Here is a 25,180-nt window from a genome sequence, read left to right as displayed (position 1 = left end):
GGACACCCTCAAACGCTCGTGCGGTGAAGAGATCTCCACGTGTGCCTCTTCTACTGTTCTACAACGACTGGGACGATCATCGGACGACGGCGGAGCTTGCGCGCCACCCAACGACCGATCACACGACGCATTGCCTGCTGGAGAACGTAGGGGTCGACTCCACCGGGAGCCGCCGCTTCCGCGAGCGCTACTTCGACGTCCGGCTGAATCTCTTCAAAGACCGAATCATCTTCTGCCATACCGATTGCGCGGATGATCGGCGCAGAAAGCACCACACCTGAATCGTGTTCAACGACGGCATAGACGGAGATAAAGCCTTCGGAGCCGAGCGTGCGCCTAGTTTCAAGCTCGTGTTCAGAGATTTCGCCGATGGAGCGACCGTCGACGTACACGTATTCGCAGGGAACGGCTCCACTGACGCGTGCCGTGCCGTCCTTTAAGTCGACGCAGACGCCGTCTTCTGCCAGCACCACGTTGTCGGGTGAGATACCGGTCTTCACGGCAAGTTGCCCGTTAGCGACCAGGTGGCGGACCTCGCCGTGAATCGGCATGACGTTGGTGGGTTGCACGATGTTGTAGCAGTAAATCAGCTCGCCTGCAGCGGCGTGGCCGGATACGTGAACCTTCGCGTTCGCCTTGTGCACGACGCGTGCGCCCAGGCGCATGAGGTCGTTGATGACGCGGTAGACGGAGTTTTCGTTTCCAGGAATCAGAGAGGACGCTAGGACCACCATGTCGCCGGGCTCAATGGAGACGCTACGGTGAGTTCCAAGGCTCATACGGGACAGCGCGGCCATTGGTTCACCCTGCGAGCCAGTTGCCATGTAGACACGCTTGGAGGGTTCAAGCATTTCAATGGTGCGCGCGTCGACAATAACGCCCTCGGGAATAGTCAGGTAGCCCTTTTCCTGAGCGATGCGCATATTGCGTTCCATTGAGCGCCCCACCAGGCAAACGTGCCGCCCGTGGTGCGCCGCAGCCTGAATAACCTGCTGGACGCGGTGGACGTGCGAGGCGAAGGATGCAACGACGATCTGTCCCGGAGCTTCACCGAATACTCGATCGAGGACAGGGCCGATTTCACGTTCGGGAGTGATGAAGCCGGGAACCTCAGCGTTCGTGGAGTCAACCATGAACAGGTCCACGCCCTCTTCACCGAAGCGAGCAAAGGCACGAAGGTCGGTCAGGCGAGAGTCAAGGGGAAGCTGATCCATCTTGAAATCACCGGTGATCAGCAGTTTTCCTGCCGGGGTGCGGACAAAGACAGCCAGAGCGTCGGGGATCGAGTGGGTCACGGAGACGAATTCAAGATCGAAGTCATCAATAGTGATTCGGTCACCTTCTGCTACGACATGCAGGTTGTCGGTGGTCAGCTTGTGCTCACGAAGCTTCGGTTCGACAAATGCCAGCGTCAGTTCCGAACCGTAGATTGGGATGTCTTCGCGGAGTTTCAACAGGTACGGAACACCGCCGATATGGTCTTCGTGACCGTGGGTGAGGACCATGCCGACAACGTCGTCCATGCGGTCTTCAATCCAAGAGAAGTCCGGGAGAATCAGGTCAACACCCGGCTGGGTTTCTTCAGGGAAAAGAACGCCACAGTCGACAACGAGGAGTTTGGAGTCGAACTCCAGCACGTTCATGTTGCGGCCCACTTCACCCAAGCCACCAAGTGGGATGATGCGAATGGCGCCCTCTTCTAGGGGTGCGGGTTCGGAAAGGTTCTCATACAGGGACTTCATAGGTCTAAGTGTGCCACGACCTCAGGGGAAATCCGTGAACACTCAGACCCAAGTCAGAGCAGTTCGGCCACTTTCAGCGCAGACTTCAAGGATTCCATTTCGTCATTCGAGGCTCCCACCAACGGCAGACGCAGAACCGGCGTTTCAATGACGCCCTGCAGGTACAGGGCTGCTTTTGCCATGACAGCCCCCTGTCCCCCGCCCATGATGGCAGCCACCAGCGGGCGAAGCGAGTAGGCAAGTTCGCGGGCTTCCCAGACCTTATCGGCATCCAGCAGGTCGATCATCTTCCGGTAGTGCGACGAGGCAACATGTGACACGACCGACACGAAACCGGAGGCTCCACCGGTCATCCAAGCGAAGTTCAAGCCGTCATCACCCGAGTAGTACTCGAGCTGAGTTCGGTGCATTCGTTCGACGCCCTGTTCAACGTTGCCTGTGGCATCTTTAACAGCTTTGATACGCGGGTGGGTGGCAAGGTCATCCAGTGTCTCATCACTGAACGCCAAGCCGGTACGTCCCGGAATGTCGTAGAGCATGACGGGAAGATCAGTTGCGTCCACAATAGCGCGAACGTGGGCACGCAGACCCACCTGAGAGGGACGGTTGTAATACGGGGAGACAACCAGCAGACCATCAGCCCCCGACGCCTGTGCCCCTTCACCAATACGCACAGCGTGCGCGGTGTCGTTCGAGCACGCACCGCAGAGAATAAACGCGCGGTCACCCACAGCTTCCTTCACAGCAACCGTCAGTTCATCCTTCTCCGGCTGATGGGTCGTCGGAGATTCGCCAGTCGTTCCAGACAGCAAAACTGTGTCAGACCCGTCGTCAACGAGCTTCTTTGCCAAACGGACCGCGGAGTCGAGATCGATTGACCCGTCAGCGTGAAACGGGGTCACCATTGCGGTTGCGAGGGAGCCGAAAAGACGGCGCGGGGTGTAGCTCATGGGTTGAGCATATGACGCGGAGGCATCGAAACAGCCCAAAGTTCACTAGGTGAACGCCTATCACTCGTCAGGTGTCTGCGTCGAAGTCCACCACAGGTGTTGGACAACATCAGGCATGTCGGGGAATGTGCGCCTCACCCCTGCCGGCCCAAACCCGCATGAGGTGAAGAAACGGATCCGGGCCTCGTCCCTTGAATCAATCCACGTACTGAGGGCGGTCGCACGCGAAACATCGACGCACGCCTGCACCAAGCGAGAGGCATGTCCGCTTCGACGGAAACTTTCGTCCACGTCCATTTCGGCAATTAACGAGGCGCCCGTGATGGCGCTACCATCACCGGCGGTGAAATCATCGGCGGGAACAACCAGAGCATAACCGGCGACCACGTTGGCGTGGAGGGCAACAAGAGTGAAGCACCCAGCGGGAGCAGGAGCAGTCAATGTTGTTGCCCACTGTTGCACAAGAACCTGTTCGCCCACCTGTGCGCTCGCGCCGAAGAGCCTCTTGAGCGAGGCTGCCTGAATACGCGCAATCTGTGGCGCATCCTGAGCCAATGCGGGGCGAACCGATCGGTCGGGCACCTTCGAAACAGACTGAGGTGCACCTGCTCCCGGCATACCAAGGTCGATGCTCATAGAAGCCCCGGCAGGTCAAGGACAGTATCCAAGCCGATCGACAGACCCGGATGCTTGCTCACTTCACGCACGCCTAACAAAACGCCGGGCATGAAAGAGAAACGGTCGAAGGAATCCGTGCGGATCACCAGCTGTTCACCAGGGTTGCCCAGCAGGATCTCTTCCGAGGCTGTCAGGCCACGCAGGCGGACAGCATGGACAGGCACGCCGTCTACGGCTCCCCCGCGGGCACCCAGTGGATCCGACTGGGTGGCATCAGGCATGGGACCACATCCGGCCTTTCCGCGCGACGCTGCGATCCCCTTCGCAGTGGCAACCGCAGTACCGGAAGGCGCATCCACCTTGTTCGGATGGTGCATTTCAATAACCTCAGCGGACTCGAAATACGGGGCGGCCAGCGCAGCGAACTTCATCGCCAGCACGGCAGACATCGCGAAGTTCGGTGCGATCAGGACGCAACGGCCAGATTCTTCAGCGTGGACGCGCACACGCTCATAGGATTCATCACTCCACCCCGTTGTGCCCACAACGACGTTCACCCCAGCGTCCAGCAGTGCGTGGACATTTGCTTCGGTAACAGACGGCGTTGAGAAATCGACGGCAACCTCGGCGCCACCAAGGTTACTGGCTGTGATCTGATCCGAAGCATCAAGACCAGCGACGAACTCCATGTCGTCTGCACCGTTCACTGCTTCAACGACGGTCGCGCCCATACGGCCTTGAGCGCCAATGACTGCTACGTGAATCATGATGAGTTCCTCTTCTTGTCTTTAGGCGTTGTTCGGAAGGACGAGAGCACGAGAGAAATTACGGCGTGCAAGGTCGGTGGCCATGGCCTTCACGTCTTCAGCGCTCACCTGGTTGATCGCGTCAATTGCTTGTTCGATGGACTTGTATCGGCCAGACACTTCAGCGCGACCAATAAGCATCATGCGCGACCAGTTATCTTCTTGGCTCAGCACGACGGAGCCTCGCACTTGGCCTCGTACGCGCTCCATCTCTGAGGCGGTCGGGCCTTCGCTTGCGAGCAACTCCAATTGGCTCCGCATGAGTTTTTCGACCTCGTCTACCTTCGCCGGCGATGTGCCCGCGTACATGCCGAAGCTACCGGTTTCCGCGTAGGACGAACCGAAAGCGTAGGTCGTGTAGGCCAAGCCTCGTTTCTCGCGAACTTCCTGGAACAAGCGCGACGACATCGACCCGCCCAGCACATTGAGCAAAACGTTAAAGGTCGGGAGTTCATCAGCGAGTGCGCGAAACCCCCTGGTGCCGATCACAACGTGAGCTTGTTCAACATCGCGACGCCTCACTATTTCCGCCGACTGAACGCCTTCGTTGGTTGCGAGCTTCGAGCGGCGCTGACGAGGCCGGCTGGATGATTTCAGCTGTGACGCCCAATTGGACGCCGACAGAGCATCGGTCACCATGTTCACGACTGCTTCATGCTCAATATCGCCGGCAACCGCAACGATCAAGTTGTTCGGCGCATAGTGGCGGTGATAGTGCTCAAACACCTTGTCACGACTGACAGCGCTAATAATGTCAGGGGTGCCACCCACCGGGCGACCAAGCGGAGTATCACCGTGAATTGCCTGCTGGAATGCTTCGTGGACGTTCTCGGTCGGAGAGTCTTTTGACATCGCGAGCTCATCGAGGATGACCCCTCGTTCCATTTCAAACTCTGCCGGATCCAAGAGCGAGTTGGTCAACATGTCAGCGATCGTCCCCACCGCCATTGTGAGATCGGTCGAAACGACGCGAGCCCAGTATGCAGTGTGTTCCTTCGCGGTTTCCGCATTCGTTTCTCCGCCCACACGGTCGAAACTTTCGGCGATGTCAAAAGCGGAGCGAGTATCCGTCCCTTTAAACAACAGATGTTCAAGGAAGTGGGTCGAACCTGCGACTTCGGGGGTTTCATCGCGAGATCCCACAGGAACCCACATGCTGACTCCAGCAGAATGCGTGGCAGGAATGTGCTGGGTGATGATACGCGTACCAAACGAAGTCACTGTCCGTCGCAGATCGCCATCAGTGTCATCCAGTAACTGATTGTCGATCGCATCGAGTGTCAGTTCGATCGGTTCGCTCACGAGTCTTCCATTTCCTTTTCTTCTGGCCGTTAACGCGATGTTCCCCCGATTGTTCAGGCGGAGGTTCAAAACGTCCACGTGTGTGAGTCTACTTGCTCAATGCTCAACCGGTTGGAGACGTTCAGGCAGAGCAGTATTGACTGAAAAATACTGTTGGGCCGGTGGCTCTGCCACCGGCCCAACGAGGTGATGAAGAACTATCAGTCTTCAGACGGAGCCTGGGTTGCTTCACCCTCGTCCTCACGCTTGCGACGCGTGCGGGTGCGCGGACGACGCTCACGACGCTCGGAGCGGTCACGGCGTTCGCGACGCTCGGGGCGACCTTCGGACTCGGAGTTGGAAGCATTGGCAGCTTCAGCGGCTGTAGCTTCGTCATCAAGGACAGCGTGCAGGGAGAGCTTGCCACGATCGCCGATTTCAGCGATCTCGACCTCAAGCTGCTGGCCAACCTGCAGAACGTCATCGACAGACTCGATGCGCTTGCCACCGACCAGGCGACGAACCTGGGAAATGTGGAGCAGGCCATCCTTACCCGGGGTCAGGGAAATGAATGCACCGAACGACGTGGTCTTGACGACCGTGCCGATGAAGCGTTCGCCGACCTCAGGCATCTGCGGGTTAGCAATCTGGTTGACCATCTGGCGTGCAGCTTCAGCGGCTTCGCCGGCAGCGGCAGCAATGTAGACGGTGCCGTCATCTTCGATCGTCAGATCTGCGCCGGTATCTTCCTGGATCTGGTTGATCATCTTGCCCTTCGGGCCAATGACCTCACCGATCTTATCCACGGGAACCTGGACGGTGATGATGCGAGGAGCGTTCGGGCTCATTTCATCAGGGCCGTCAATAGCCTGGTTGATCAGATCAAGGATGGTCAGGCGAGCGTCGCGGGCCTGAGCAAGGGCGCCACGCAGGACCTGGGAATCAATACCGTCGAGTTTGGTGTCGAGCTGGAGGGCGGTGATGAAGTCCTTGGTGCCGGCTACCTTGAAGTCCATGTCGCCGAAGCCGTCTTCGGCACCGAGAATGTCGGTCAGGGTGACAGCCTTCTGAACGCCATCAACTTCACCGGTCATGAGGCCCATGGCGATACCGGCGACGGGTGCGCGCAACGGGACGCCAGCCTGGAGTAGCGACAGAGTCGATGCGCAGACGGAGCCCATCGAGGACGAGCCGTTGGAGCCCATGGTCTCGGAGACCTGGCGGATTGCGTAGGGGAACTCTTCGCGCGACGGCAGAACCGGGATCAGAGCGCGCTCTGCAAGGTCACCGTGGCCGATTTCGCGGCGCTTCGGGGCACCCACTCGGCCGGTTTCACCGGTCGAGAAGGGAGCGAAGTTGTACTGGTGCATGTAGCGCTTCGCGGTGACGGGGCTCAGGTTGTCGAGCTGCTGTTCCATGCGAAGCATTGCCAGTGTGGTGACGCCCAGGATCTGGGTTTCGCCACGCTGGAAGATGGCGGAACCGTGGACGCGAGGCAGAACCTCGACCTCTGCGGAGAGGGAGCGGATCTGGCGCGGGGTACGACCATCCATGCGGATTTCTTCACGCAGCGTGCGCTGACGGATCGTGTACTTTTCGAGCGAACGGAAGGCTGCCTTCAGTTCCTTCTCAGCGTCTTCATGTTCGAAGCGCGCAAGCAGTGCCTCGAGCATCTCGGCCTTAACAGCATCAACGGCTTCGTCGCGTGCCAGCTTGCCTTCGGTCAGGAGCGCCTTGGCAAGCTTGTCGCCAACCCATTCCTCGACTACTGCGTATTCTTCATCGGTGTAGTCGATGAAGAGCGGGAACTCTGCAGTTTCCTTCGAAGCGGTCTTGGCGACCTCAATCTGGGCCTCGCAGAGGACCTTGATGAAGGGCTTTGCTGCTTCAAGACCATCGGCAACAACATCTTCGGTCGGAGCAATGGCACCGGCCTGGATGAGTTCCCACTGGTTCTTTCCGCCACCGGCCTCAACCATCATGATTGCGACGTCTTCGGTGCCGTCTTCAGCGGTCACGATACGACCGGCAACAACGATGTTGAAGACGGAGCGCTCGAGCTCAGACCAACGCGGGAATGCCACCCACTGGCCGTCGATCAGAGCAAGACGGGTGCCACCGATCGGGCCGGTGAAGGGCAGACCCGCGATCTGGGTAGACATGGATGCTGCGTTGATTGCCAGAACGTCGTAAGCGTCATCCGGGTGAACGGTCAGGACAGTCTCGACAACCTGGACCTCGTTGCGCAGGCCCTTGACGAAGCCGGGGCGCAGCGGGCGGTCAATCAGGCGGGCTGCGAGGATTGCCTCGGTGCCCGCGCGACCTTCGCGACGGAAGAACGATCCGGGGATACGACCCGCAGCGTACGAACGTTCTTCAACGTCGACAGTCAGCGGGAAGAAGTCGAACTGATCGCGAGGCGACTTGCCGACAGTGGTGGCCGACAGGACGGTGGTCTCGTCGTCCAGGTATGCCAGAGCGGAGCCGGCGGCCTGCTTGGCAAGGCGACCCGTTTCGAAGCGCACGGTGCGCTTGCCGAAACGGCCGTTATCAATAATCGCCTCTGCGGCGGTGATGTCTGAACCTTCCATCATGATGGGGATTCTCCTTTGTGATTCTCAACTGAAGAACTCACGTCACGCTTCGGCCTTCGATCGAAGTCCACGGCGTCGCACCCGACAAACAAGCGGGGGTCCGTGAACCACTGTCGAAAACCGGCGACGCGTTCGTGGTTCTTTCCTATTGGGTGTGTGGGTGTGTGGGTGAAAACGCCACACGTAGTGAACCGGCCCGGTCCCATACGGGATCGGGCCGGCACAAGTTCAGCGACGCAGGCCGAGACGCTCGATGAGCGAACGGTAGCGTTCGATGTCGACCGAAGCCAAGTAGCCAAGGAGGCGACGACGACGACCAACGAGCAGCAAAAGGCCACGACGTGAGTGGTGATCGTGCGTGTGGTACTTGAAGTGCTCGGTCAGATCCTTGATGCGCTGGGTCAGCAGTGCAATCTGAACCTCGGGGGAACCGGTGTCGCCCTCGTGGGTCGCGTACTCGGCGATGATCTGGTCTTTAACGTCCTTGCTCAGCGGCACAGGCGTCTCCTTTGCTTCATTCGTTGCGCGGAGCTGTAAAGCTTTCCTTTACAGCATCGGATCCGCGGCCGTTTGACGGCTTTTCAAGGTTAGCATGATGCGGGCTTTTCCCCGTATCTACGTGGGCAGACTCACCTTGTGAAAGGACAATCACACCCGAGGGAAACCCGTTGCTTTCAGACGGCGGTCACCGAATCGGGATCCACGCGATTCGCCACGGCGATTCCGAGCACGGACGCGGTCTTCAGCAGGTCATTATCCATCTGGAAAAGTAGTTCATCGAGAGAATCGAAGGTCATCATTTCGCGAATGCGTGACACGAAGGTGACCGCGATTTTCTCGCCGTAGAGGTTCAGGTCGGATCGCCCCAGCACGTGAGCTTCAACAGTGCGCTCTACCCCATCGAACTGTGGGTTCGTTCCCACCGAGATCGCTGCGGGCAAGAATTCTGCGGACTGCGTTCCCGGAACGGTACGCACAACCCAGCCGGCATACACGCCATCAGCAGGCACAACGCCTTCAATTCCGCCCCGCAAATTGGCGGTCGGAAATCCCAGAGAACGGCCTCGTTTAAAACCGTGTTCGACCGTGCCACGGATTCGGTGCAAATGCCCCAAAACCCGGGCAGCGCCAGCGACATCGCCTTCAGTGAGCAGTTCACGCACCCACGATGAGGACCAGCGACGCCCTTCGGGAGCCTGAATATCGGTGACCATCACAACATCAAAACCGTAGGTGCGTCCCAGCGCCCGAAGCGTATCGATTGTGCCTAAGTTGTGGGCACCAAAACGGAAGTCTTCACCGACAACAACTTCAACCGCACCCAAGCGGTCAACGAGGAACTCGGTGACGAAATCTTCGGGTTCCAGCGTGTACACGCTTTGGTCATAGTGCTCCACAAGTGTCGCATCCAGTCCGCACGAGGCCATGGCATCAAGTCGATCCCGCAACGGCGAAATCAGCTGGAGGTTTACTTCCGGGCGATGCACCTGGGTCGGATGCGGGTCGAAAGTAATCGCCACGGCATCCACACCGCGTTTGCGTGCGCGCTCAACGCACGAGGCAACGACTCGGCGGTGCCCATTGTGCATACCGTCAAAGTTACCGATGGTGACCACCGACTTTTCATCGCCGGGAATCTCAGACAGGTCGGTCCAGACCTTCATTGTGTTTCTCCAGAAAATACGTTGAGAGTCTTCAAAGAATGATTCTTAATGGCCAGCACCCCACAGAGCACTCCAGATGTATTGCATGCTGCAATGACATCGCCGGGGTTCCCTAATGCCATGACTTCCTGCGCGTCACGCGTCGGTGCCTGACCATGGGAGAAACGCTGTTCTTCTTCCGCGCTCAGAACAATGGAGGGGAACAACGAGGTCGCGGCCTCGGCAATCGGAATCAGGCCGGGAGACGGCAACGAGGGCGCGCCTGGCGAAAACTCCCCTCGCGCTTCAGTTTCCGCTTGCAGATCAGCCAGCTGGTGGGCGCCCGAAAGGGTGAACGAGGCAACACGCGTACGACGCAACGCCGTCAGGTGTGCGCCGCACCCCAGCATCTGCCCGAGGTCGCGGGCGAGGGAACGAATATACGTGCCAGACGAGCAATCGACGTGAACGTCAACATCAACGACACTGACTGGAATAGCCGTCATTTCAGCCGAATCATCATCTGTAGCAATCGCATACTCCGCCATTTGAATGCGCGGATCGCCCAGTCGTTCGAAGGCGTGGATTGTAATCGGACGCGCTTTCAGTTCAACAGAGCGGCCTTCACGTGCTAACGCGTAGGCTCGCTTACCATCGACCTTGATCGCCGAGACCGTTGCAGGAACCTGCATGATCTCACCGCGCAGGCTTGCCATTGCAGATTCGAGCGCTTCTCGGTCCAGCTGTTCGCATCCGGCAATCGAAATCGGCTGGCCTTGCGCATCATCCGTGGTCATTGCAACGCCGAAACGAATCGTCGCATCATAAGCCTTCGATCCGGCGGTAATGTAGGTCAGCAGTCGCGTTGCTTGACCGATGCCGATGACCAAAACGCCGGTCGCCATCGGATCAAGGGTTCCTCCGTGGCCGACCTTACGAGTATGCGCCACGCGTCGCATCTTCGACACGACATCGTGGCTGGTCATCCCAGCTGGCTTATCGATAATAACGATGCCTGGGATGGAAGTGTCAGGCTTTTTCGCCATCTCAGGCGAGGTCCTGCTCATTTTCGTCGAAGCCGTCGGCTTCCTCGCTACCTTCATCGTCATCGTCGCGACGGTAGGGATCTGCATCTCCAGCGTAGGTAGCCCCGATCGACGAGGCCGCGATCTCTTCATCGCGCTTCTTCGCTGCTGCCAGCGCGTCTTCGAGAGCTGCCGCAGACTCGGGCAGGCCATCCAGGATGAATTCAAGGGTCGGGGTCAGGCGAATGCCTAGAGCCTTACCCACTTCGGAGCGAATAATGCCCTTTGCAGATTCGAATGCGCGACCGGCGCCTGCGCGGTCAGCATTATCGCCGAGGACTGTGTAGAAGATCGAAGCATGCTGAAGGTCGCCGGTCACTCGCACGTCGGTGATCGTGACGAAGCTGAGACGTGGATCCTTGATTCGACGGCCGAGCATACGCGCGACGGTCTGGTGAATACGGTCTTGAACTTTGCGCTGGCGTGCTTCGTCTGCCATGGCACTCCCCTTTTTTCTTCTGTCACCCGTTCAGTGGCTCATGATTTCAGTCGAACTGGCGTACTTGCTGGTATCCCATCGTAGAGGCTCTACCCCTCATCGGCTGAATGCTGGTGGATACCTCACGTTCAACGCACCTCTCCAAACGCGTTAGCTGCTTGGAACACACAGGTCGGGTGGAAACGAAACTCGCTTCCACCCGACACTACGTATGTCCTACAAGCGGACCATCACGGCCTCAGTCACGCGGCTTTTCGCGCATTTCCCAGGTTTCGATGATGTCGCCTTCGGCGATGTCCTTGTAGCCCAGCGTGATACCACATTCGTAGCCTTCGCGGACCTCGGTGACATCGTCCTTCTCGCGACGTAGCGACGCGATTTCGAGGTTGTCTGCGACAACCACGCCGTCGCGAACCAAACGAGCCTTGGTTCCACGCTTGATCGTGCCAGAGCGGATGATCGAACCTGCGATGTTGCCGAACTTGCCGGAGCGGAAGACCTGACGGATCTCTGCGCTACCGAGTGCGACCTCTTCGTAGATCGGCTTGAGCATGCCCTTAAGAGCGGCCTCAATGTCGTCGATCGCCGAGTAGATGACGTTGTAGTACTTGATCTCGACGCCTTCGGAGTCGGCCAGTTCTGCCACGCGTTCTGCGGGGCGAACGTTGAAGCCGATGATGACGGCGTTGTCGACCGTTGCCAGGTTGACGTCGTTCTGCGTGATTGCACCAACACCGCGGTGGATGATGCGCAGTGCGACCTCTTCGCCCACATCGATGCTGAGGAGTGAATCTTCCAGGGCCTCGACGGCACCGGAAACGTCGCCCTTGATGATGAGGTTGAGAGTATCGACCTCGCCTTCCTTGAGGACCTTATCGAAGTCTTCAAGGGAGACACGCTTACGGCGCTTGGCAAGCATTGCCTGACGTTCTGCTGCCTCACGCTTGCCAGCAATCTGGCGAGCAGTACGGTCATCGGAGGCAACCAAGAAGGAGTCGCCTGCACGCGGAACGGAGGTCAGACCAAGGACAGCAACCGGACGCGACGGACCGGCTTCAGAAACGTCATCCCCCGTGTCATCAAACATGGCGCGGACGCGACCGTAGGAGGAACCGACGACCAGTGCGTCACCGATGCGCAGGGTGCCACGCTGAACCAGCATGGTTGCAACGGCGCCACGACCCTTATCGAGGTTCGCTTCAATGGCAACGCCACGTGCTGCGGTATTGGGGTTAGCTTCCAGGGTCAGAGCAGCGTCTGCGGTCAACAGAACCGCTTCGAGCAGTTCGCGGATACCGGTACGCTGCTTTGCCGAGATGTCGACGAACATGATGTCGCCACCGTATTCCTCGGCAACCAGACCGTATTCGGTCAGCTGGCCACGGATCTTGTCCGGGCTTGCGCCTTCCTTATCGACCTTGTTGACCGCGACAACGATCGGAACGTTTGCCGCCTGAGCGTGGTTGATTGCTTCAACCGTCTGTGGCATGACTCCGTCGTCGGCTGCGACAACCAGGATCGCGATGTCAGTGACCTGAGCACCGCGGGCACGCATAGCGGTGAATGCTTCGTGACCGGGGGTATCAATGAACGTGATCGGACGCTTGCGACCTTCATGTTCAACGTTGACCTGGTAGGCGCCGATGTGCTGCGTGATGCCACCGTGCTCGGTATCGACCACATCGGTGTGACGGATCGCGTCAAGCAGCTTGGTCTTGCCGTGGTCGACGTGACCCATGACGGTGACGACCGGCGGACGAGGCATGAGGTTTTCGACGTCGTCGAGTTCTTCGGCCTCGAGGTCGATATCGAAGGACTCCAGTAGTTCGCGGTCTTCTTCTTCGGGAGAAACGACCTTAACGTCGTAACCGAGTTCTGCACCGAGTGTTTCAAAGGTGTCCTGGTCGAGCGACTGGGTTGCGGTTGCCATTTCACCAAGGTGGAACAGAACGGTGACCAGTGCTGCGGGATTGACCTCGATCTTCTCGGCGAAGTCTGCGAGGGATGCACCCTGGCGGATACGGATAACCTTGCCGTTTCCGCGAGGAATCTGAACGCCACCAATGACGGGTGCATTCTGCTGTTCGAGCTCTTGACGTTTTGCGCGCTTCGACTTGCGTCCGCGCTGATTGCGACCGCCTCCGCGACCGAATGCGCCCGGAGTTGAGCCGCGTCCACCACGTCCACCACCGCGGGGAGCACCTCCGAAACCGCCACCGGCGTTTGCGCCGGGACCGCCCGCAGAGCGACCACCAGCGGGACGTGCGCCACCACGACCACGGCCACCACCGTTACGTGCGGGGCGATCATTTGCGGGGGCGGCGCCGGAAGCGTTGCGAGCAAAGTTTGCTTGTCCTGGCATCATGCCGGGGTTCGGGCGATTGGCACCACCGGAACGGTTACCACTCGGACGAGGGCTACCGGAACGGTTGGAATTGCCACGTGTCGGGCGTTCATTACCACCCTGTGGACGGCTGCCACCGGGGCGCGGGCCCGGACGCGGACCGGGGCGCGGGCCACCGGTACCACCCGGCCGAGGCATGCCCTGGCTGGACGCATACGGGTTGTTACCCGGACGCGGGCCACCCGAACGAGGGCCGGGACGAGGTGCAGAAGGACGTGGCGCGCTAGCGTCGTCCTTGCTTTCAGCTTTTTGCTTGCCTGCCGGCTTGGGGCCTGCCGGCTTGGGGGCTGCAGGCTTGGGAACACCCGGCTTGGGGGCCGAGGTCTTCTCAGCGCTCTTTGTTACCTTCGGTGAGGCAGGCTTCGGAGCGGAAGATTGCGAAGAAGAAGCCTTCGATGCCGCAGTCTTCTTTTCGGCAGTCTTCTTTTCGGCGGGCTTCTTTTCGCTCTTGGTAGCGGTCTTCTTCGTTGAAGGGGCTTCAGCCGGGCCCTTCGATCCGTAGTGCTCGCGCACGGAACGCACAACTGGCGATTCCAATGCTGAGCTTGAGGCTTTGACGAACTCACCGTGGTCGTTGAGGTACGTCAAAAGTTCCTTGCTGGTGATTCCGAGCTCTTTGGCGAGCTCGTGGACACGCAACTTTGCCACTTTTCTCCTGTCCGGAAGCGCCTCCGGACGGAGACGCGTTACTTGTATTGCTGGCAGCTCATCGCTGGGTACTCATCGGGTGCCCATCGGCTTCCAACCCGCTTTCATTACTCGACGAGAGCACTGTGTGCTCGTGATGAGGCAACCTGGCCAAGCTGGTCCCACATGTGGGCGTCAATGTCGCCCTCGCATGAGAGTGCGCGTTGAAATGCCCGACGCTTGCGGGCGGTTTCGATACACGTTGGATCCGGGTGAATCCACGCACCTCGACCGGGTTGCGCGCTTGTGGGGTCTACGGTGCACACCCCATTTTTCGAAACAACAACGCGAATTAGATCCGCGCGTAACGCTCGACGTGAACATCCCACACACGTACGCACCATTACCGCGCCTTGTGGCACGGTAATCTGGTTCAGCGCAGGATGCGACACATGATCAGTTTAATCGAGCTGGGCTTATTCCTCGTCGTCCACGCATGAGCGACTGGTCACGTCATCAGGCATTGAGGTGCGCGAAACGTCTGCTTCTTCACCGTTTTCCGTATCAGAATGAATGTCGATATGGAATTCGGTCAGACGCGCGGCTAGGCGAGCATTCTGACCTTCCTTACCGATCGCCAGCGATAGCTGGAAGTCCGGGACGATCGCGGTTGCGGTGCGATTGTCGATCGAGTGAACGACAACGCGGGCAACGCGTGCAGGCGACAGAGCGTTTGCGACGTAGCGTGCCGGATCTGCCGACCAGTCGACAATATCGATCTTTTCGCCACCGAGTTCGTTCATGACCGCGCGCACACGTGCACCCATCGGACCGATGCATGCGCCCTTGGCGTTAATGCCGTCACGAGTCGGTGCAACGGCGATCTTCGTACGGTGTCCGGCTTCGCGTGCGATCGACTTGATCTTGACCAAGCCCTGCTGAATTTCGGGGACCTCGCGCTCGAAGAGACCGGAAACGAGGCCCGGGTGAGTGCGCGAAAGCGTGATGCGTGCGCCTTTTTCGGTGCGTTCAACGTTGACGACGAACGCGCGAATGCGGTCTCCGTGACGGTAGGTTTCGCCGGGAGCCTTTTCCGAGTCGGGAAGAACTGCTTCGAAGTCATCGCCGACCTTGACGATGGTGATGCGCCCGTCGCGCGACTGGTCAACGACGCCGGTGACGACCTGTCCCTTCTGGGAAGCAAAGTCGCCGAGAACCTTCTGATCGTCTGCATCACGCAGGCGCGCAATGATGATCGAACGAGCGGTCGTCTGGGCGATACGACCGAAGTTCTTCGGGGTGTCGTCGAATTCGCCGATCGGGTTGCCCTCTTCGTCTTCTTCGGTGGCGATCACTGCGACGCTACCGGTCTTCTTATCGATTTCGATTCGAGCCTGAGAGATGGCGCCGGGAAGATTGTGGTAGGCCTTGAGAAGGGCTTCTTCAATGGCATCGACGAGCCGGTCTAGGGACACGCCCTTTTCCTGCTCGACCATGCGCAGTGCTGTCATATCGATTTCCATGCGTCTCATTCCTCCGAACCGAATTCGACGCGCGGACGCGCCTTCTTAACCTGGGTGTATTCAATGGTAGTAGGCGTTCCATCGACGTTCAGCACAGCATGGAAATCAGTGGCGGATTCGACACGTCCGACCAGCTTCGTAGCGTCTTTGAGTTTGACGGCAACAAGGCGCCCAATTTGGCGCCCCCAATGACGAGGGGTGGCCAGTTCACGCTCAGCTCCTGGTGTTGACACCTCAAGGAAGTATTCGCCATCGACGGGATCGACTTCGTCCATAATCGGGCTGACTGCACGTGACATATCGGCAAGAGCTTCCGAATCGACGCTGGCGCCGGGCTCGATTGCTTCGACGATCACTCTAACAATCTGCATTCCGGATTCTTTGACTCCAATAACGGAATCGAGTTCGAGTCCGAACCCTGAAGCGATAGGCGCTAAGCGTTCTTCAAGCGCCTCAAAGTGATGTTGTGGCTTCGCCACCATTCCTCCTACGTGTCCAACACGGCATTAGCTCCCCATCGTACCCGCCTTGAAACATGACATGATTTGAAGGTGCATCTTGTTGATCATCACACTCAGACTGACCGAGCCACTTCGTCGCGACCACTTCGGCGTCGCCGAATCGCCACCTCGGTGAGCATCAGTATCGCTTCTGCCCTGATCCTCAGCGCCTGCACGTCAACGAATATCCCATTTTTGACGCGAACACTTCAGATCCCGTCAATGTCTGACACCGACATCATTCGTGATCGCGCTGCGCGCGCTGATCAGGCAGCAGCGATTCGCGCTCAGAGTTTCGCTTCCCTTGCTTCATCGTGTGAGTCATGTGCCACTGCGCTTTCAACTTTTTCTACGCAGGCTCAGGGACGCGCAAAGTCCTTGGGTGGGGTCTGGCAGCCGTGGGGAACTCAGGTGCCAGACAATGCCAAGAACGTTCCGGATATTGCCGACGCGCCACTTTCGATTGACGAATTCATCGCGTGGAACGAAACAACTGCTCTTCGAGATCTTGCAACCGCATCAAATCCCGATGCTCTTGACGGCGGACAAGCCGTTGCCCTCACTCAAGTGGCTTTGAGCCGCTACGCCGATACTCAGGGGCTTGCTCTAACGTACGGGATTGGTACACGCATGCAGAGTCAGAGCCTCCAGACTCTCAACTCTCGCTTCAGCATGAAAACAGACAATAGGGAGCTCGCGGCGCTGTCAACATGGGGGATTGACCAGGAACACCTTGAGAATGGCACGATGTTGCCCACGCTCGAAATAAGCGACGAAACAGGTGAAAAGCTTGCAGCTTCCACGGAGCTCTCCGATTCTGTCGCACGCTGGGATTGTGTTGCTCAGTCACTGCCGACTGCTCAGTTAAAGAACCAAGTCATTTCTGATGCCAGCATCAAAGCCGATGAACTATTCAGCCGCGTCGATGAAACATTAAAGAATGGTGCAACGGACACGCGCGCCATGAGGTGTTCAATCGATACGTCCAGCGCTGACGCTATTTTCTTGACTCTGATTGAAGCCGACCTTCACTTGGTGAATACGTCTGACGAAAGCCTGCGGACAATCGGCATTCAGGCAGCCCTCGATGATATTCGCTCATGGATGGGTGTTGCCACGATGAGCTCTCTTCCATTGCCAACCCCTGTTCCCGCCGAGGGCACTGACGACTCCCCGTCATCTCAATCCGTTGCACGCACCGAATCCGGACAGAGCAACTAACTGTCCGTCTTGGAAGCCCGCTTTTCGCAGGACGCCACCTCGCCCAGCCGGGCAGATGGCGTTTGCTTACAATGAGCCCATGACTACCGTTCTGCCCGCGTCCACTCTTGGCCTACTCCCCGATAGTGATCGCAACCCCGTCGCTGAGCAAGTAGGCGATGACCTCTGGGTTGTCGCCGGCACTCATGCGCTGATCCTGACTTCTGCCACCGCGATCATCGACTCCGCAATGTGGTACGAGGCCGCGACCGCCAAATGGGAGGCTGAAACTCGTCAGTTGTCGGTCACCTGGGTTGATCCTCAACGCCCGGATTGGACGCTGACGACAGTGTCTGAAGATCCGCACGTTCTGATGCGGACCATCAGTGACCGCGTCAATCATTCGATCGTGATTCACAAGGCCTTGAAGGTGTCGAATGGAACGCAAGTAGCGGCATGGATTCGGCGCACAGAAGACGGAAAGCTGTTTTCTGTTCTGATTGCGCTTGGCCCGCTTGATGAGGCTTCCCAGAAGGAAGCAGATGCCTTCGAACGCGATTTGCGTGAGAGCGTGGGCCTCGATTAAGTCTATTCCCCAGTAATACACGTGTCGGCGAAGTCTGTGACCTCGCCGACACGTTTTTCAGTCGCTACAACGCGCCCCTAGTCGTCCAGCAGAGTGCGCACAAAAGGATCAATGGAGAACTTCTTATCCAGGATGGCTCGCGCCCATTCTTTGGCGGAGAACAGTGAGTGATCACGGTAGTTACCGCAGGACACGATGTCGGTGCCGGGAACGTCATCCCAAGTGATCTGGTCAGCGATTGCTTCAAGGCTGGAGACAACGGCTCGCGTGACTTCTTCAATGCTTGGGGTGCCCCACATAATCAGGTGGAAACCGGTTCGGCAACCGAACGGCGAGCAGTCAATCACTCCATCCATGCGGTCGCGCAGAAGGGATGCCATCAGGTGTTCGATCGTGTGCAGACCACCGGTTGGGATCGCGTTTTCATTCGGCTGGACGAAACGCAGATCAAAGTTAGAAATCGCATCCCCCCTCGGGCCGTGTTCAACGGCAATCAGGCGAACATAGGGTGCTTTCACTGCAGTGTGATCCAGCGCGAAGCTCTCAACTTCAGCCATGGTGGCCTCCTCCTTGGGGTCGAATATGTCGGTAGCACGGCACCGGGGAAGCCAGTGCGAGAAACGATCAACAATCTAGTCGCGTTCACGCAAAGAACGTCGTCGCTGTTCAAGAGTGACCAGGTATTCGAATGTTTCTTGATACTTCGGGTCGTCTTCATTCATACGCTGAAGCTGAGAGCGAATGTCGGCTGTTTTGCGATTCAGGTCCAGTCGAACCAGTGCGTTCACAACTCCCTTGCAGTAGGAACGCATTTCGTCTTCGCGATCCTGAGGAAGTTCGACGACTGCAAGTTTGGTGATAATCGGTTCAATCAATTCGCCTGCTTCTTGGCGAATATCATCCACGAAACGACGTGTCGCCACCTCTTGCGCATAGACACTATCGCCTGTTTCGTCCTGTGCTTTCTTCAGCTGACGAGCAAACGCATCGACGCCACCAACCGCTTTAACCGCATCGAATACGGCTCTGCGCGTTGGATGAGTAAACGTCGCACCATCGATGGAATCGAACTGCGTGCCAATGAAATAAATCGGCTGTTGCAAAACTGCTTCCAACGCCTGGCGTTCCACGCGCGAGACGAGATCTTCGGGTTCGGGGCGCGCTTGAGGTTGCGGGCGACCAGCTCCAGCCATGTGGTTATTCTGCGCACTGTCGAAACGCTGGTATCTCCCGCGTGATAGTGAACGAATCTGGTTTTGCACGAAACGAGGATCCATGCCAAGCCAGCCGGCTAGCAGGCGTTCGTACTCCATCCGTAATGCCCGATCTTTAATGTCAGCAACGATGGGAGCAGAAGCTTCCAAAGCCCGAACGCGTCCTTCGGGGAAATTGAGGTTCGATTGGCGAAGGATCGAACGCAAGACGAATTCAAACAGTGGAATACGCGAACGAATCAATTCAACAACCGCGTTCTTCCCACGATTAATCATGATGTCGCACGGATCCATCCCCTGAGGATCAACTGCAACAAATGTTTGAGACGCAAAGTTCTGGTCTTCTTTAAACGCGCGAAGAGCAGCCTTTTGGCCCGCCTCGTCACCGTCAAAGGTAAAGATCACTTCGGAACCTCGTGCCTGCCCACTGGATAGGACAACCCCGGCAGCAGAATCCGCTGAGTCGCCCAGCAGTCGGCGGACAACGCGAACGTGCTCGGATCCGAAAGCCGTACCGCAGGTAGCAACCGCGCAGGTCACACCGGCCATATGAGCAGCCATCACGTCCGTGTATCCCTCGACAATGACGACCTTACGGTTCTTGGAAATCTCTTTCTTCGCCAAATCCAGCCCATACAGCAACGTGGACTTCTTATACAGCGGAGTTTCGGGGGTATTCAAGTACTTCGGGCTCTGCTTGTCTTCGTCGTTCAAACGCCTGGCGCCAAAACCAACGGTTGTTCCCGTGATATCCCGGATCGGCCACATGACGCGACCGCGGAAACGATCAATCAGACCTCGCTGCCCACGCGACGCCAAACCGGACTTTTCAATCTCTTCATCGGTAAAACCACGTGAGCGAAGCATGCGCGTCAGAGTGTCCCAGGAATCGGCTGAGTAACCGACGCCAAAATGCCGGCACTCTGCAGGTCCGAACCCGCGGTTGCCTAAGAACTTACGGGCAGGCAAGGCCTCTGGAGTTTCAAGCTGTTGTTGATAGAACTCTTCAGCAATTCGATGCATGTCGATCAGACGCTGGCGCCTGCCGGGCTGTTCACGCACCGTCTGAGAGCTTCCCTCTTCGTACCGAAGAGGGACACCCGTCATTTGAGACAGGTATTCAAGAGTCTCTGGGAAGGAAAAATTATTGATCTTCTGAACAAAAGCGAAGATGTCCCCGCCTTCTCCACACCCGAAGCAATGCCAGAGACCCGTCGTCGGATTAACGGTGAAACTCGGAGTGCGCTCATCGTGAAAAGGGCACAACCCCTTCAAAGAGTTCATTCCGCCGCTACGCAAAGTGACGTGTTCACCTACGACACGAGCAACATCAATTGCCTGTCGTAAGCGTTCCTTGTCTTCTTCAAGAATGCGTCCGGCCATAGACGCTAGTCTACCGATCCGTTCACCGTTTAGCGCACGCTCACAATTGGGTTGAAAGCATGCCACACCACTGGGCGTGCCAGCGTGATGCGGACGCATCCGTCAGCGACGCAACCTGGTCAATCACCACGCGCAAACGCTCATTATCATCGTTCGTTTGACGCCAGTTTTCAGCAAAAAGAGGCTCCAAAGCCGACGGTCCAGCTTCGAAAAGAGCATCCACCAAGTCCGCCAAAAGCGTGCGCTGCTGGTAATACACCGGCTCGTTCTCACGCGGGCTCATCACGAAGTGAACAGCCAGCCCCTTCAGGATCTGGATCTCTGCACGAGCCTCGGGAGGAACAACCAGATCCGCACGGTATCGTCCCAACGGACCGGCACCAAACTCAACACGAGTCGCGCTGACCGTAGAGGCACAGAAACGTCCGATCAGTTCGGATGTGAAATCTTTCAATTCCGCGAGCGCACGATAGGAACCATCAAAGGATCGTGGCCATTCGGGCATACGAAGCAGACGTTCAATCGCCAGTTCCAAATCGGTGCGGGCAACACCTGTCCCGTACCAGTTGATCGTCGAGTCAATAATCTCATTCAGTGTCGATTCATCGCTGAGGGATGCAACGTCGCATTTACCCGTTGCGATGGCATCTTCAACGTCATGCACGGAGTAGGCAATGTCGTCTGAGAGATCCATGATCTGTGCTTCCAAGCAACGTCGACCAACGGGTGCTCCCTGACGCATCCACTCGAAAACGTGAGCATCATCTGAATAGACGGAGAACTTCTTTGCTGACTTCATCGGATCCGGCCCCTGGCCTTTCGCCCACGGGTATTTACAGATCGCATCCAGTGTCGCCTTCGTCAGATTCAACCCCGCCGGATGCCCATCATCGGTCAGCACTTTCGGCTCAAGTCGGCTCACTAGACGCAGAGTCTGCGCGTTTCCTTCAAAACCACCGCAATCGCCGGCAAGCTCATCCAAAACCCTCTCGCCATTGTGCCCAAACGGCGGGTGTCCAAGATCGTGGCTCAGGCACGCTGCATCCACCACGTCAGGATTCGCGCCCAATTCTTTACCCAGTTCACGACCAACCTGCGCAACCTCAAGAGAGTGCGTCAGACGCGTACGAACAAAGTCGTCAGTGGCCGGGCCTAACACCTGAGTCTTCTCACCCAGACGACGCAAACCCGACGAGTGCACAATTCGAGCCCTGTCGCGTTCGAACGCTGTCCGCATCGCTGACTTCGAAGGTTCAGGCCACATACGTGACTGATCCTGGGACGAATACACGGGCACGAGCACCATGGCACTCCGAGTCATTTCAGGGCTTTCATTCACCATATAAGCCTATCCCTTGGGAATGGGCAGACGAGTTATCCACATCTGTGACACGATGAAAGGGTGAAACACCACGAGCCTCGCCCACACGCCGTCCGCACCCTGCTCGTTCACCGATCCAGGCGCGGTCCTAGTCCCTGGTGGCATTCCTGTGCGCTCGCGACGATCCCTACTTCTCTGTCTGCGGATAACGCTGCTCAGATTTCCACTGATGCACTGACCTTACACAATGCCGGTTTTGATACCGTTCTTGTCACTCTTGATGACCCGATTCTGCTGGTTCATCCGAAGTCGCCGTTGCCAGAGTTTATTCATCAGTTGAAAGCGCGCCGCCAGCGTGTGATTGTGCGTATCCCGAATGAAACATTCGTGTCTTTGGGGGCGCGCGGAGCGGATATGGAAAACCGCGTCACGACGCTCCTTCTGAGGACGCGCGGTGCCCTCAACGCTGGCGCGGATGGTGTTGATTTGGGCGTGTGCGCCGAAGAGTATGAAGACTCCCCGATCCGCAGGGCGCTTGCGCGAGAGCGTTTCACTGCTCTTGTCCGCCAGGTTGAAGCAGAGTGTGCAACATTTGATTCTCAGCCGATTGTGACGGCACGCCTGTCTGGCTTTGACACTCCCGCCATTATGTCTCACCTTGAAGACGAGTGGTTCCATCATCTGTACGATGATGCGCTACGAACTGCTTCTTTTGACGCTCCAAGCCTTGAGTTGGTTGTTTCAGATTCGCTGTCTATCCGCGATCGTATTGGTGCGGTTGCTCCATGGAACGTTGATTGTCTGCCCGCCGATCGCCAGTCGGATGCGGATCGTGCGTTAACGCTACTTGCGCTTGGTCTGCCGGGTGTGTTCCACGGTCGCCTTCGTGAAGAAAACGTGGTCGAGCAGGTCAGTGCGACCTCGTACATTCGAACGGCGCTTGCCCTGCGATCCGAACGCAAGCTGGGAACGCACGCGCTGGGCGTACTGCACGGGTTGGAGTGGGCGCGCCCCGACACTCTTGTCTATCTGAACTCCGACGTGATGATCGTTGTGAACACCGCCGATCAGCCTCTCGCTCTTCCGCCCGGTTCCCAGATCCTTGTGGCGAGTTCCCAGAGTAGCCATGGTGTGGTCGCTCCCAGGTCGTGCGCGTGGGTAAGTGTCGCCCGCATCCAGCCGGCACCGACCGCCGAGTTCTCTGGCTGACGGATCCACGACCACCGTTTCGATTTCCGCTTTCGTGCGCGCCTTTCAGCGTTGAAGGGTGACGAGGCCACGCCGGGTTTCTTCAACGCTGAGCTGACCTGGGGCGCTAGAGGACGACGCTGAAGCGAATGTTGCCGCGCTGGCGAATGTGTGACCGCAGATCCTGGTGATCGCACCGAATTCACCCATTCCAATGCCGATAACAGGAAGGGCATAGGTTCGTGACGCTCTTAGTTGCGCGTCCATGATCCTCAGTGCGTCCTCGGGCCGATGAGTCATATAGGCAATTTTGAGCACGTCGGCGCCAGCTTTTGCCATCGATGCGAATACTCGATCAATGTCAACGGCGGGGGGCGTTCGGGTGAAATCATGGTGCGACGCCACGGCGATGCTACCGGCCTCGTGAATCTCTTCAACTATGTCGATTGCACCCGGGTGACAAATTTCAAGGTCGATCGCGTCGGCGAAGGTGGCCAGAATGGCAAGAAAGTCCGTGTATTGACCGTCAGAAAGATCAACGAGGCCCCCTTCGGCGACTGTGCGAATTGTTGCCAACAGAGGAAGCGGGCTCTGATCCGTCACGAGCTTGAGTCCAGTGCGTAATAGGCCTTCACGCTCGCTCGCTTGCACCGAGGCAAGGAGTGGGTCAACGCGCCATTCAATCAGGTCGGGCTGAGCGCCGGCGACATCCGTGATCTCGCTTGTTAGCGATTCCAGTGAGGCGCTCATCAGCGAAGAGATGACGGCCGTTGGAGCGCCCCCTCCGATGTTGAGCATTCCTCGCAGAGTCGACGCATGACCGATCGTCACTTCAGTTGGGATGAAATCATCGCAGGGATTCGACATATCAGCCTCCACTGACATCGGATTCAGCAAGATGAAGGGTCTGGCGTTCAGCATCGCTCAGATAGGGAGAGTCCAACCACCCATCGGGTAGGCGTGGCGTCTTTTCACCGCCGGCGCGACCGCGAGCTCCCAGCGCCGCCTGCGGATACTCCTGATCGAGGTCCAGCATGTGGAGAAGATCGTGGAGTTCTTCGAGGGTCGACACCATTGAGAGCGCGTGACGAGTCGGCCCGCCGATCGCGAAGCCTCGCAGATACCAGCCGACGTGCTTGCGCATTTCGCGGAGGGCCCGCAGTTCATCGCCCTGGTCTTCAATGACCCATGCGGCGTGCTTTTCGATGATGTCCGCGATATCGGAAAGACTCGGGTCGCTAAAGGCAGGACCACCCATCAGTGTCGAAGTCAGGTCGGTAAACAGCCAGGGGCGCCCCTGGCATCCTCGACCAACGACAACTGCATCGCAACCGGTTTCATCCATCATTCGCTGCGCATCTGCGCCGGAGAAAATATCGCCGTTGCCGAAGACAGGAATACGCATCGCGTCTTTCAAACGCTTGATCTGCGTCCAGTCAGCGTGACCCGCGTAGTGCTGGGTTTGCGTGCGCGCGTGGAGGGCAACCGCTGCGACACCGCGATTTTCAGCCACTTTCGCAGCGTCGAGGAACGTAATGTGATCGTCGTCGATACCAACGCGCATTTTCACTGTGACGGGAATGTCGCGACCAGCTGCTGCTCCGGCCCTGTCCGCAGCACCAACAACCGCGTGTACAAGATCGTCGAACAGGTCGCGCTTCCACGGAAGGGCAGCTCCCCCACCCTTCTTCGTCACTTTCGGAACCGGGCACCCAAAGTTCAGGTCAATGTGATCCACCAGGTCACGGTCAATAAGGATCGATGTAGCCTGAGCCATCGTTGCTGGATCGACGCCGTAGAGCTGGATGGAGCGCACGCGTTCGGCGGGGTCTGGGCGCACCATTTCCAATGTGCGCACATTACCTTCAACGAGGGCGCGCGACGTTACCATTTCGCAGACGTATAGGCCGGCGAGTGCGTCCACGCCTTTTTCTGGAGTGACCTGAGCGTTCGAGCTGGAAGGATTCAACCAATCCGGCAGTCCTTCTTCGCCCATCTGTCGACATAAACGCCGAAATGGCACATCGGTTACTCCCGCCATCGGGGCAAGAACGATGGGCGACCATACGCGCAGTG

The 25,180-nt window shown here is 57.9% G+C and carries 22 protein-coding genes; 3 read left to right on the top strand and 19 right to left on the bottom strand.

The window, feature by feature from the left end; all coding sequences use genetic code 11:
• Nucleotides 1–50: 50 nt before the first annotated feature.
• The 14 genes from QP503_RS06595 to rimP form a co-directional block, all read right to left on the bottom strand.
• Nucleotides 51–1,742 (bottom strand): ribonuclease J, encoded by a 1,692-nt coding sequence (locus tag QP503_RS06595; protein WP_285084327.1) that lies wholly within the window; start codon nt 1,740–1,742, stop codon nt 51–53.
• Between the two features lie 53 nt (nt 1,743–1,795).
• On the bottom strand, nt 1,796–2,692 hold the full coding sequence (gene dapA, locus QP503_RS06590; RefSeq protein WP_103633546.1) for a 4-hydroxy-tetrahydrodipicolinate synthase: 897 nt from the start codon (nt 2,690–2,692) through the stop codon (nt 1,796–1,798).
• Between the two features lie 60 nt (nt 2,693–2,752).
• Complete coding sequence (locus tag QP503_RS06585) at nt 2,753–3,328, bottom strand: GNAT family N-acetyltransferase (protein ID WP_103633545.1); 576 nt, start codon at nt 3,326–3,328, stop codon at nt 2,753–2,755.
• Nucleotides 3,325–4,077 (bottom strand): 4-hydroxy-tetrahydrodipicolinate reductase, encoded by a 753-nt coding sequence (gene dapB / locus QP503_RS06580; protein ID WP_103633544.1) that lies wholly within the window; start codon nt 4,075–4,077, stop codon nt 3,325–3,327. The genes QP503_RS06585 and dapB overlap by 4 nt, the downstream gene beginning before the upstream one ends.
• 21 nt (nt 4,078–4,098) lie before the next feature.
• Nucleotides 4,099–5,418 (bottom strand): M16 family metallopeptidase, encoded by a 1,320-nt coding sequence (locus QP503_RS06575; protein WP_006681722.1) that lies wholly within the window; start codon nt 5,416–5,418, stop codon nt 4,099–4,101.
• Between the two features lie 200 nt (nt 5,419–5,618).
• Nucleotides 5,619–7,991, bottom strand: coding sequence for a polyribonucleotide nucleotidyltransferase (locus tag QP503_RS06570; protein ID WP_006681723.1), 2,373 nt, complete (start codon nt 7,989–7,991; stop codon nt 5,619–5,621).
• Between the two features lie 228 nt (nt 7,992–8,219).
• Nucleotides 8,220–8,489, bottom strand: coding sequence for a 30S ribosomal protein S15 (gene rpsO, locus QP503_RS06565; protein ID WP_006681724.1), 270 nt, complete (start codon nt 8,487–8,489; stop codon nt 8,220–8,222).
• Between the two features lie 176 nt (nt 8,490–8,665).
• Entirely contained in the window at nt 8,666–9,655 is a 990-nt protein-coding gene (locus tag QP503_RS06560) for a bifunctional riboflavin kinase/FAD synthetase (protein ID WP_006681725.1), read from the bottom strand.
• Nucleotides 9,652–10,680: a tRNA pseudouridine(55) synthase TruB gene (truB, locus tag QP503_RS06555; protein WP_006681726.1), complete on the bottom strand. Its 1,029-nt coding sequence runs from the start codon at nt 10,678–10,680 to the stop codon at nt 9,652–9,654. The genes QP503_RS06560 and truB overlap by 4 nt, the downstream gene beginning before the upstream one ends.
• Before the next feature lies 1 nt (nt 10,681).
• Nucleotides 10,682–11,158, bottom strand: coding sequence for a 30S ribosome-binding factor RbfA (gene rbfA, locus QP503_RS06550; RefSeq protein ID WP_006681727.1), 477 nt, complete (start codon nt 11,156–11,158; stop codon nt 10,682–10,684).
• A 238-nt stretch (nt 11,159–11,396) separates the two neighbouring features.
• Entirely contained in the window at nt 11,397–14,210 is a 2,814-nt protein-coding gene (gene infB, locus QP503_RS06545; RefSeq protein WP_103633540.1) for a translation initiation factor IF-2, read from the bottom strand.
• Between the two features lie 107 nt (nt 14,211–14,317).
• Complete coding sequence (locus QP503_RS06540) at nt 14,318–14,593, bottom strand: YlxR family protein (RefSeq protein ID WP_083856965.1); 276 nt, start codon at nt 14,591–14,593, stop codon at nt 14,318–14,320.
• A gap of 72 nt (nt 14,594–14,665) precedes the next feature.
• Nucleotides 14,666–15,712 carry a transcription termination factor NusA gene (gene nusA / locus QP503_RS06535; RefSeq protein WP_006681729.1) on the bottom strand — a complete coding sequence of 349 codons (1,047 nt, stop codon included), beginning with the start codon at nt 15,710–15,712 and terminating at the stop codon, nt 14,666–14,668.
• Between the two features lie 5 nt (nt 15,713–15,717).
• A complete protein-coding gene (gene rimP, locus QP503_RS06530; RefSeq protein WP_103633539.1) occupies nt 15,718–16,194 on the bottom strand; it encodes a ribosome maturation factor RimP in 477 nt (158 codons plus the stop codon).
• Nucleotides 16,195–16,344: 150 nt separating this feature from the next.
• Between rimP and QP503_RS06525 the strand changes: the two genes are divergently transcribed.
• Nucleotides 16,345–17,433 (top strand): hypothetical protein, encoded by a 1,089-nt coding sequence (locus QP503_RS06525; protein ID WP_285101431.1) that lies wholly within the window; start codon nt 16,345–16,347, stop codon nt 17,431–17,433.
• A 79-nt stretch (nt 17,434–17,512) separates the two neighbouring features.
• A complete protein-coding gene (locus QP503_RS06520) occupies nt 17,513–17,998 on the top strand; it encodes a hypothetical protein (protein WP_285069685.1) in 486 nt (161 codons plus the stop codon).
• Nucleotides 17,999–18,075: 77 nt separating this feature from the next.
• On the opposite strand, the gene QP503_RS06515 is transcribed toward QP503_RS06520, so the two are convergent.
• The 3 genes from QP503_RS06515 to QP503_RS06505 all read right to left on the bottom strand — a co-directional run bounded on the left by QP503_RS06515 (nt 18,076) and on the right by QP503_RS06505 (nt 21,901).
• Complete coding sequence (locus tag QP503_RS06515) at nt 18,076–18,555, bottom strand: S-ribosylhomocysteine lyase (protein ID WP_103633536.1); 480 nt, start codon at nt 18,553–18,555, stop codon at nt 18,076–18,078.
• 75 nt (nt 18,556–18,630) lie between these two features.
• Nucleotides 18,631–20,595 carry a DNA primase gene (gene dnaG / locus QP503_RS06510; protein ID WP_006681734.1) on the bottom strand — a complete coding sequence of 655 codons (1,965 nt, stop codon included), beginning with the start codon at nt 20,593–20,595 and terminating at the stop codon, nt 18,631–18,633.
• Between the two features lie 40 nt (nt 20,596–20,635).
• Nucleotides 20,636–21,901: a deoxyguanosinetriphosphate triphosphohydrolase gene (locus tag QP503_RS06505; RefSeq protein WP_006681735.1), complete on the bottom strand. Its 1,266-nt coding sequence runs from the start codon at nt 21,899–21,901 to the stop codon at nt 20,636–20,638.
• A gap of 96 nt (nt 21,902–21,997) precedes the next feature.
• Here QP503_RS06505 and QP503_RS06500 point away from each other — a divergent pair, with 96 nt between their 5' ends.
• Nucleotides 21,998–23,125: a hypothetical protein gene (locus QP503_RS06500; protein ID WP_141089661.1), complete on the top strand. Its 1,128-nt coding sequence runs from the start codon at nt 21,998–22,000 to the stop codon at nt 23,123–23,125.
• Between the two features lie 45 nt (nt 23,126–23,170).
• Here the strand turns inward: QP503_RS06500 and aroD are convergent, their stop codons facing one another.
• Complete coding sequence (gene aroD / locus QP503_RS06495; RefSeq protein ID WP_181002182.1) at nt 23,171–23,971, bottom strand: type I 3-dehydroquinate dehydratase; 801 nt, start codon at nt 23,969–23,971, stop codon at nt 23,171–23,173.
• A 1-nt stretch (nt 23,972) separates the two neighbouring features.
• Nucleotides 23,973–25,145, bottom strand: coding sequence for a tRNA dihydrouridine synthase DusB (dusB, locus tag QP503_RS06490; protein WP_040318728.1), 1,173 nt, complete (start codon nt 25,143–25,145; stop codon nt 23,973–23,975).
• Between the last annotated feature and the right edge of the window lie 35 nt (nt 25,146–25,180).

It is taken from the genome of Pauljensenia sp. UMB0895, from assembly GCF_030218905.1.
In the GTDB taxonomy this organism is placed as follows: Bacteria; Actinomycetota; Actinomycetes; order Actinomycetales; family Actinomycetaceae; genus Pauljensenia; species Pauljensenia turicensis_A.
The sequence above is the reverse complement of the archived record's forward strand: the minus strand, read 5'-3'. Positions and strand labels throughout refer to the sequence as shown.